Annotated in this window: 8 protein-coding genes and 1 pseudogene; 6 read left to right on the forward strand and 3 right to left on the reverse strand. The window is 46.6% G+C overall.

Going from position 1 to position 8,936, the window contains the following annotated elements:
• Positions 1–179: 179 nt before the first annotated feature.
• Both LUQ50_RS07740 and LUQ50_RS07745 read left to right on the forward strand, forming a co-directional pair.
• Entirely contained in the window at positions 180–911 is a 732-nt protein-coding gene (locus LUQ50_RS07740) for a hypothetical protein (RefSeq protein ID WP_300038705.1), read from the forward strand.
• Positions 912–1,104: 193 nt separating this feature from the next.
• Positions 1,105–1,305, forward strand: coding sequence for a hypothetical protein (locus LUQ50_RS07745; RefSeq protein WP_300038708.1), 201 nt, complete (start codon positions 1,105–1,107; stop codon positions 1,303–1,305).
• Between the two features lie 161 nt (positions 1,306–1,466).
• Here the strand turns inward: LUQ50_RS07745 and LUQ50_RS07750 are convergent, their stop codons facing one another.
• Positions 1,467–2,243 (reverse strand): hypothetical protein, encoded by a 777-nt coding sequence (locus tag LUQ50_RS07750; protein ID WP_300038711.1) that lies wholly within the window; start codon positions 2,241–2,243, stop codon positions 1,467–1,469.
• Positions 2,244–2,908: 665 nt separating this feature from the next.
• Between LUQ50_RS07750 and LUQ50_RS07755 the strand changes: the two genes are divergently transcribed.
• Complete coding sequence (locus LUQ50_RS07755) at positions 2,909–3,847, forward strand: PHP domain-containing protein (protein WP_300038713.1); 939 nt, start codon at positions 2,909–2,911, stop codon at positions 3,845–3,847.
• On the opposite strand, the gene cls is transcribed toward LUQ50_RS07755, so the two are convergent.
• Positions 3,815–5,284 carry a cardiolipin synthase gene (gene cls, locus LUQ50_RS07760; RefSeq protein WP_300038716.1) on the reverse strand — a complete coding sequence of 490 codons (1,470 nt, stop codon included), beginning with the start codon at positions 5,282–5,284 and terminating at the stop codon, positions 3,815–3,817. The two genes, LUQ50_RS07755 and cls, sit on opposite strands and share 33 nt — an antisense overlap.
• 421 nt (positions 5,285–5,705) lie before the next feature.
• Between cls and LUQ50_RS07765 the strand changes: the two genes are divergently transcribed.
• Positions 5,706–5,999, forward strand: a complete 294-nt coding sequence (locus tag LUQ50_RS07765) for an RNA-binding protein (protein WP_300038719.1) — start codon at positions 5,706–5,708, stop codon at positions 5,997–5,999.
• 117 nt (positions 6,000–6,116) lie between these two features.
• Here LUQ50_RS07765 and LUQ50_RS07770 read toward each other — a convergent pair whose 3' ends face one another.
• Positions 6,117–7,478: a P-loop domain-containing protein gene (locus LUQ50_RS07770; RefSeq protein WP_300038722.1), complete on the reverse strand. Its 1,362-nt coding sequence runs from the start codon at positions 7,476–7,478 to the stop codon at positions 6,117–6,119.
• Between the two features lie 288 nt (positions 7,479–7,766).
• On the opposite strand from LUQ50_RS07770, the gene LUQ50_RS07775 reads away from it, so the two are divergent.
• Complete coding sequence (locus LUQ50_RS07775; protein WP_300038725.1) at positions 7,767–8,471, forward strand: hypothetical protein; 705 nt, start codon at positions 7,767–7,769, stop codon at positions 8,469–8,471.
• Between the two features lie 208 nt (positions 8,472–8,679).
• Positions 8,680–8,936, forward strand: a pseudogene (locus tag LUQ50_RS07780) (TIGR03768 family metallophosphoesterase); the annotation flags it as partial.

Genomic DNA, 8,936 nt, shown 5'->3' on the forward strand with positions numbered 1-8,936 from the left:
AGTCGTGCGACCTCATTCTTGAAAGCCCAGTTAGCACAGCAAATATATTGTACCTACTTATATAAAGATCAAACGATATATTGGGGCGGATTGTCATTTGGAACTTGACATTGTAGAGTTACACACAGAAGGCTTTTTCCCGTGACCATATCGGCAATCCGGTTGTCGCCGAGTGCCTGGTGATGTCACTTGAATCCCGGCAGGTAATCAACGCAAATGGTCTGCATGTTTCGGTGACCGGAGAATCTGGTAAAGGAAAATCCCATGCCTTTGAGACGATGATGAACCAGGTTCCGGAGGAGTCCAGACTTGAAGGACGGATGAGTGAGAAGGCCCTCTTTTACATCAAAGGAATGCAACCTGAAAGTGTAATTTCTCTTGATGATGTGGCATTATCTGATCTTGGTCATTGCGGAACTGCGGAATGTTGCGGACTTATTGCGGAAAATTCCGCAACGAATTCGGGCACAAATTGCGAGTCAAATCATGAATTAAACAATAATAATATTATTTTATGTACTTATTGCGGAATAAGAGAAAATACAGAGAGCAAAAAAGACGATCATGAGCAAGTTCGTGTCTGTTCATCTGATGGTTGCAATTCCGCAACAAGTGATCATGAACCTCAATCGGGGGACACATTACTTTCAGATTGTAAAAATGAGGCTGATTCTCATTGCCCGAAAATCCGCAATAAGTCCGCAACTCCTCATATTGAGCACGGATTCATAGAAAATTCCGCAACTCCCTGCGATGAATCATCAGGCTCCTGGAAGGTGAGAACATCTGAGTTCTGTAAGATCGAACGGGGTTTTGGTACCGGTCCGTGTGACTGTTGTGGCATGCAGTGGGTGCATTACCAGGAGCGGATGACAGACCAGCGGTTAGCCGCTCATCCCCGGAAAACCTGAAGATCTACAGGGCATGCTATGAGGTTGCACGCGAGGCTGAAGGTGAATCAGTCAGGCCTCTTCCCGGAGTGATAGATGCAGGGTCAATGACAAGGCTGTATACCGATCTCGGACGATGCCAGGTCTGTGATACGTCCAAAGCAACGTGGCATGATCCAGGGTCACAGAGTTCGGTCTGTGATTCGTGCAGGTCATGGATTCTGCGGGAGGGGTTATGATCTCACCGGTGTTCAGGTTTCATCTGCCTCACCTGCTCTGGTTCCTGTTCGGTTGCTCGGTGCTCTGGAAGGTAGGCAGGCTGAAGCCTGATCCGGTTGCAGGCCAGATAAGACCTGATCAACGGAGAAGGGGGTACACTACAAACATAATTTCAATAAATATCTTTCAGAATTGAAATTGAGGCATAGAATGCGACATTCGCGTAGTGTCTGCTGATGAACCACACAATTTCACCAAATTGGTGACGATTTTACGTTTAGGTGTCAAACACGCTTTTCAAAAATTGTAGTGTATATCAACTTCGCTGATCAGGTCAGATACTATCACCCTTCCCAGTCAGAGACGAATCAGAGTATCAATCTGTTGCCTGGTCAGGTGAGATACCGGGAAGCCGTTGATCAATTTCTTCAAAGTACTTTCGCTAATTCCGGTTAATGCGGATAAATTCGGATATGTTCTGGTCGTTTTAAGGGACTTCACCTTCTCACCAGCCATCTGATAGAGTCCTGATGTGAGTCTTACCTTTTGAATGGGAAGAGAGTCAGGAGTTGGGGTATGAGTGATGAACGGAATCGGATCTCCCTTATCAAGGAGGACTTCCGGGATATCGGAATCATACTCATATTTTTTTATTTTCAGAATGCCGGGACCTCCCATATCAGAAATCTCTGATTCAAGGAGAACGGAAGTGTCTGTTGATCCGGAATGGGGCAAAAATGATATCTCAAGTGCTTCAATCCTGTCATCAAAACGATCAAGATCTTCCAGCGTGAACTTATCCAATCGTTCAAATTTTACGATCTGATCAATTATAAACGTGATATTTTTATCATGCTTGGCTATGTCGTCAGCGTGGACTTCCGTTGTTTCACCAATTGACTGTACGAGGTTTTTCAGATCTGCAATCTCTTGTTCAATCCGGGCCTGCCAGTCAGAAGTGGTACCATCAGGAAAGGTCATCTCCTCTTCTTCAACCAGGCCTCGTTCTTCATCAGTACACAGGTAATACTCCAGTACCCGACGGATTACACTCCCGGTGCTTTCTCCTTCATGGGCGATAGAGTCTAATTGGGTCTTAACCTCAAGAGGGATTCTGATATGAGTACTACTCATGCTGGTCTCCAGGTACAGAACAAGGGATGCAGAAGATGGTAATCAGCTCTTCATCATGAGGAGAGATAAAGGTAACGGGCGTTACCACCTGTGATAACAAGAAGAAAGTCTGAAGGTATCTTCAAAACAATATTCAGAAATGCCAGGTACCTGATACATCAGAAGAAATGAATCCCTATTCCATTTAATTCCAGATCTTCATGATTATAATACCGGTGTTGACATCTACACCAGATTCAAATTCTCTGATAGAAAAAAGGTTGAAATCAGACCTTATCAAAGTCAGAATCATGATTTATACGCAAATCCCTTCTGGAACGTTTTTATTCCACTAGTTGCGGGGGGAGAATTTTTCCAGGAGTTGGTGGCTGACGGCTGACAGGTACTGCCGTTAACTGGCCACAATAGTCATAGAGAGCAGGATCATCATCAGTACCAGCCCGAATTAAAGTCTTAGGGAACGGACTCCGGGGACTACCGGGTCAAAACATCCTATCAGGTCGGCTTTCAGAATCCTGTTTTCACCTAACCAGACCATATATACCAGGAGAAAAACATGGATCGTTCTAGGTTTATCCGATATTTCATGATACGGAAAACAATAACCAGATAAAGAGCGAATTCTTCTCCTGTTCCAGCCAACAATGCATCCGGACTAACCAGACATGCAAGTATCACCGGAATCTCCGATCCACTACGAAGAACCTGACCTGAAGACTCTCCGGGAGTCAGGATTCCGCCTTGCAGATATGCATCTGCACACCAACCATTCAGACGGCCTTACCCGTATTCCGGATCTCGTCAGATACGCTAAATCTCGGGATATCGGGGTTGCGATAACCGATCATAACGAGATCAGCGGTGTTCTCTCGGCAGTATCATGTCAGCAGGATGTGCAGATCATCCCGGGAATTGAACTGGAAACAAAAGAAGGCCCCCATCTGCTCTTCTACTTCTATACCGCAGGAGACCTGGAGGATTTTTTTAACGCATTCTGTCGTGAACGCCAGCGTGAAACACCAGGAATGTTCAGAAATCTTCCGGTTGCTGAATGTCTGTACCTGGCTGAATCCTATGATTGTCTCAAAGTAGCAGCCCACCCGTTCGGGTATTTCGGAATAAACCGGGGTGTTCTGAAATGTGTGGAGAAAAATATGCTCCCTGGTGTCCTAACCCATCTTGACGGTATTGAAGTGATCTGTGGCGGAATGATGAAAGATCTCAATATGAAGGCGATATCTTATGCAGAAGACCACAAGATTCCATTCACCGGGGGATCTGACGCTCATCTGCTCGCTGATGTCGGAAGCGTGGTCACCGGCGTTCCGGGGGATACTGATGAGTTTCTTGCTGCTATTCACCAGAGAAAAAACATTGTAGTTGGAAAGCCGGGGAGTTATCTCAACAAGGGAATGACTGCTGGTGTCATCGCATGGAGCTTTGTCCCGTACACTACCTCACAGATACTGACCCGATATCAGTATCATCGTAAGCAGACAACAGACCTGCTCTCGAAAATGAGAGATCAGATACCGTCATTTCCAAACCATAAGAAAGAGGAAAGTGAGAAATCAGAGGAGCGGGGAGAAGAGTCTGGATACTGACTGTTTGATCTTAATCTTTTTCGGGAGGTTGGCATACCGTTCCGGGGTCATTTCAGTGCATACCTTCAGATCGTTCAGAAAATGATGTTTTAGTTCTTTAGATACCGTCGAATCATACATGATCGCGTTTGTCTCAAAGTTAAGCCTGAAACTGCGAACATCCCAGTTTGCACTCCCCACCGATGCTGCTACCTCATCTACGATGATGGTCTTTGCATGGATAAATCCGGTGTTGTAGGTGTATGCTCTGACACCTGCATCCAGCAACTGACCGATATATGAGTAACCTGCCCAGTAAACAAACCAGTGATCAGGTTTTGACGGGATAATAATCCGCACATCAATGCCTGCCAGTGCTGCCATCCGCAGAGCATCCATGATACTTTCGTCTGGTATGAAATACGGGGTCTGAATGTATACAGACTCGGTTGCAAGACTAATCAGTTTCAGATATGATTCCTTGATCGGATTCCAGTAGGTATCAGGACCGCCTGATACCACCTGCATCGGGAGTCGGGCATCAGGATCAACGACATGTTCAGGGAAATACCGGGGTGCAAACTCAAGGATATCTGACTTTGCCGCGTAGTTCCAGTCAAGGAAGAACCTGATCTGCATCGCCAGCACGGCATGCCCTTCTACCCGGACGGCTGCATCACGCCAGGGAGCCCATTCAGGGATCCGGCTGAGATAATCATCACCAATATTATACCCCCCGATGAACCCGATCTTACCGTCAATCACCGCTATCTTCCGGTGGTTCCGGTAGTTAATCCGGGGATGGGAGATATGAAGCAGCGACGGGAAGAAGAATGCGAGTTTTCCTCCCGCTGCAAGATAGGGGGCAAAGAAAGATTTCTTCGGACCGGCAGCACCAAGTCCGTCCCCCAGGAACCTGACAGAGACTCCGGCTTTCGCCCGTTCGGTCAGAGCTGCAAATATTTCAGTACCTATCTCGTCATCTTTGAGGATATAATACTCCAGGTGAATGTGGTCCTGTGCACCCCTGATCGCTTCAAGCAGAGAGGAAAACTTCTCATTCCCGTCGATGAAAACCCGGACCTGGTTATGAGTGGTCAGTGCTGCCTTATTACTCTCCATCAGCATCAGGATCATACGTTTATAGGCATCAGATAGTGGCTCTGAGATAGAGGCGGCTTTGGTAAAAAGTTCCTTTTTTTGCGACTCGATTACGCGTGTCAGAACTTCATCTTCCTCTTTCTTCATCCCGAACATCCGGTCACGGTAAAAACTCTGACCAACAAAGAGGTACAGGATAAACCCGATGATCGGTGCAAATAAGAGTGCCATGAGCCATGCAATCGTGGCAGACGGGTTTTTCCGTTCGATGAATACCACAGTCAGAGCAAAACAGATGTTGACGAGGAAGATTACCGGGACGATAAAGTCATTGATTACTTCCAGAATTTCATTCATACTGATCTCCTCTCATATTTGGGTATCACATACTCTACCCATTCGTATTATATATCTTCCTGAAAATCTGCACATCGACCTTACACAGCCCATGTGCCATGGACCATGACCAAAGCCTCTGTATTTGTCTGATTTCGCATTTCAGACATACATAGTATGAAAGAGCCAGAATCGTTACGATCAGGATACCTGAAAAAACACAGATGGTCTTTCCATTTTTTAAAAAATTTCCAGAAAATGGGAGATTACCTAGTACTTCTTATATCAGGCTGGCGTATATGTTTGTATATACGTAAGGGATCTATTAAGATAGTTTTCGAGAGTCACTTCCTTAAATTCTAGGTAATTTCTTTCGCTATTTTCAGTAACCTCAAGGTTGTAGCAATGCAATCTGCTTACGCATACAAAAATCGAGTATACTATGGACGGAAAACGCCTGTACGTGGGTAACCTCACATATTCAGTAAACGAAGCAAACCTCCGGGACCTCTTTGGTGCATACGGAGATATCGAAAGCGTAAAAGTTATCGAACAGAAAGGATTCGCATTTGTCGAGATGGCAACATCCGAGCAGGCGGAAGCAGCAATGAAGGCTCTGAACGAGACCGAGTACGAAGGCAGAACCCTTCGGATCGACGAGGCACGCCCAATGCAGCCCCGTAGCGATTTCGGCGGCAACCGCAGTTCTTCTGGCGGATACAACCGCAGATACTAATTTTTTTTCCGCAATGTTATTTCTCTTCCAGATGCAGCGAAATTCTATCGCGACATAGTGCTTAAAGAGAATTATCTGCTTTCTATCAGACTCTCATTCAGTAATTATCCATGAGATTTACACCAATTCGATAAGATGCTGATAATATCGCCTGAGTCCTTCACGCCACTCGTCTTTTGAGACCGGAACTGCAGCATGATCACAGAGCCTGATAATCCGGTCTGCCCGTGCAATCAACAGTTCCATACCCGAACCTGCGATAATAAGCCCGGTTCCCTCAAGCCATGAGCGGTCACGATAAAGCAGAGAAGCAAGAGAGTGAACCTGACCTTCTACACTCATGTAGCAGGGGTGTACGAGATTCTGGGCAGAACGGTCCTCATCAATGATGATATAGGGGCGCCTTTTCACGATGGCATCCTTGATCCTGAACGCCATGGACGCAGAACCACTTCCCTGCCCGGTCGCACAACCGGGATCTCCTCCCATCCCAGGAGGAAGGGTTTCAAAAAACGGGGTGAGATCAACACCTTTCAGTTCAACATTCGTGGCATCGACTGATATTCCTCCACGAACCGTTACCAGGTGTTCTCTTCCGTCACCCGGAGCATGAATATCCTCTCCGGCATGTATTGCCTGGAGGAGTGAGGTCTTTCCCTGGGCATTGGAGCCGGTAATGGCAAAGAGTTCACCGGCCCGAATCCCAAGGCCGGTGATCGTCTGATTCGATCCCGGTAAAAAGACCTCAATCGGATCCAGTTCTTTCGGAGTATAAAATGGAATGTGAACACCACGTTTAGGTCCGGCTACCCGTTCCCAACAGCGGTACCGCGTAAACTCCCGTGCCGGCCTGGTTCCATCCCCGATGAAGGATACCAGCCCTAGGTCAGGAAGCCGGTTCAGGATAGTCTGTTGATCCACGGTGGTTTCCCATTCCTTCCGAATCCTGGAGAGGGGAACCCGGTGCACCTGATCAGCAATCGCCTGGGCATACGCTGAAAGCTTCGCTGCCATTTCCGGAATTCCTGCCTGTGATGGTTCATGATGCCGCAATGCACCACGAAGAATCAGATGAATTCCTTGTTCGTCAACATAGTTCTGTTCATCCGGATGCCACAACCCTGTTGCAATACAGGACTGAGAGGATACAATGGTATAGGGTTCCAGATTGACCTGGTATCGGGACTGGTTTACGGTTTCTGCCCCATATAATAACCCCAGTTCCGGGTTGCGAACTGCCTGTTCCTTACAGTATTCAATGATTGCATGAATACCGCCTGCAGATCCTGACCTGGGCAGGGAGATATCGTCACCAATATTCGTATGGATTAGGACCGGAAATGAGAATTGCAGGTCTTGTCGGTCTGGAGAGGGGACCAGATAGGCTTCGGTGATCAATCGTGCATGCGGGTCAGCAGCCAGATCCGGAGTCCTGATCTGAGTGAGTATTTCGGTCAGGTAAGAATTCCAGGTTTGCATAGGTCAGAATCACGTATGGTTTGGATCAGGATTCAGGGCAATGGTTCCGTGCAATATGTGGTTGAACAACCGGTCATGGTACTGTGATCAGGAGTGAGATGCGGGCCGGGATACCGGTAGATGATTTGGTCACCTATCAATATGGTACAGGTAACCGGTTCTCATGTTAGAGAGAAAGACCTTTTGTGTGCCGGTATGAGATGTACTCACCTGTGATCCCTCTCATGATCTGAACGATATTTCCCAGATGAAAGTTTGCAATGAAACCACCCTCCAGTAAGATTATCTATGAAACAATCAGTTCTACTCACCCTCTCCCTCACCCTGATACTCATCACCATGGTTGTCGCTGATGATCAGGGCTACTCAATTACCAAACACATCGTAAACCCCGGTGACGTAATCGGGGACACCTCATGGTCAGACAATCTCATGACCAACGGAGGAAAACTTGCAATCAATAAGAATTTTGATTTTGATTCACAGAATCAGGCTGTCAATACATACAATATTCAGACTCAGAAGGTGCTCACCTACGACACCGCCAACGGATCACATCTACTCGGGGAAGAGCGGTATCTGCTGAATATCGCAGGATCATACAAACCCGATGACGAGGGATACCTCCATTGCGTCTATGCGCCAAGTGATCTCACCTGGCTTCCTGCATTCTGCAACACGATTCAGGCAGGAGTATCGCTCATGAACGTAAACCATGCAAGGATTTCAGAGAGTGGCAGTCTCCGGATGGTTGGTGAAGACCGGGTACCTGCAGGACTGAACTACCAGGTTGCCATCACCCCGGACACAAGTTCAGGAGTACTGGTTGCAGATGGAATCGTAAGAACCAGTTTTGGCGGTTCAATCATGGAAGCACGGGATAATCAGACCAATGTTTCCGCAACCAACCAGTGGAAGGATGTAACCGGGGTCGTTGGAGATATAAAAGACCTCCAGAAAACCTTTACCTACCAGTCAGGACTCAGGCTCTGAATATATTCCATTTTTTGAAATCTGATACCGGATAGTAGTATTCACAGATATGTGAGTATTTCAGGAGTTCAACGTGATTTGTCCGTACCGGGGAATGAATCATGGTATCAGGCAACTGAATAGTAGTAGATTATAAATAACGTGAATTCTCATTCAATTTATGAGAATAAGGTCCATAATAGGATTTTTCATCGCTGGCCTTTTGATAATGGGAATAGCAGGAGCCTATCCCATAGATTCCACTGTGGTTACTACGGTTAATCGTACCGTCCTTCCAGTTGAGGCTCCTTCCGCTTCGAACACGATTTTTCCATATGAAGTCTCAAAATATGCAGCAAATGGGTATGGAGTCTGGAAGTTTGGTGAAGGGCTTGGGTATGAAAAAAGGACTGACCTGATCTCTTCTAATTATTCCAATGCATCAGAGACCGATTCTGTAAAACTGTTGCGCTTTTTTGACATGAC

Origin of the sequence: Methanospirillum sp. (genome assembly GCF_028679455.1) — an archaeon.
In the GTDB taxonomy this organism is placed as follows: domain Archaea; phylum Halobacteriota; class Methanomicrobia; order Methanomicrobiales; family Methanospirillaceae; genus Methanospirillum.

Coding starts and splice junctions, on each gene's coding strand:
- LUQ50_RS07765 (WP_300038719.1), top strand. CDS start 5,706: ATGGACGGAAAACGCCTGTACGTGGGTAACCTCACATATTCAGTAAAC.
- LUQ50_RS07770 (WP_300038722.1), bottom strand. CDS start 7,478: ATGCAAACCTGGAATTCTTACCTGACCGAAATACTCACTCAGATCAGG.
- LUQ50_RS07745 (WP_300038708.1), top strand. CDS start 1,105: ATGGATTCTGCGGGAGGGGTTATGATCTCACCGGTGTTCAGGTTTCAT.
- LUQ50_RS07755 (WP_300038713.1), top strand. CDS start 2,909: ATGCAAGTATCACCGGAATCTCCGATCCACTACGAAGAACCTGACCTG.
- LUQ50_RS07750 (WP_300038711.1), bottom strand. CDS start 2,243: ATGAGTAGTACTCATATCAGAATCCCTCTTGAGGTTAAGACCCAATTA.
- LUQ50_RS07775 (WP_300038725.1), top strand. CDS start 7,767: ATGAAACAATCAGTTCTACTCACCCTCTCCCTCACCCTGATACTCATC.
- cls (WP_300038716.1), bottom strand. CDS start 5,284: ATGAATGAAATTCTGGAAGTAATCAATGACTTTATCGTCCCGGTAATC.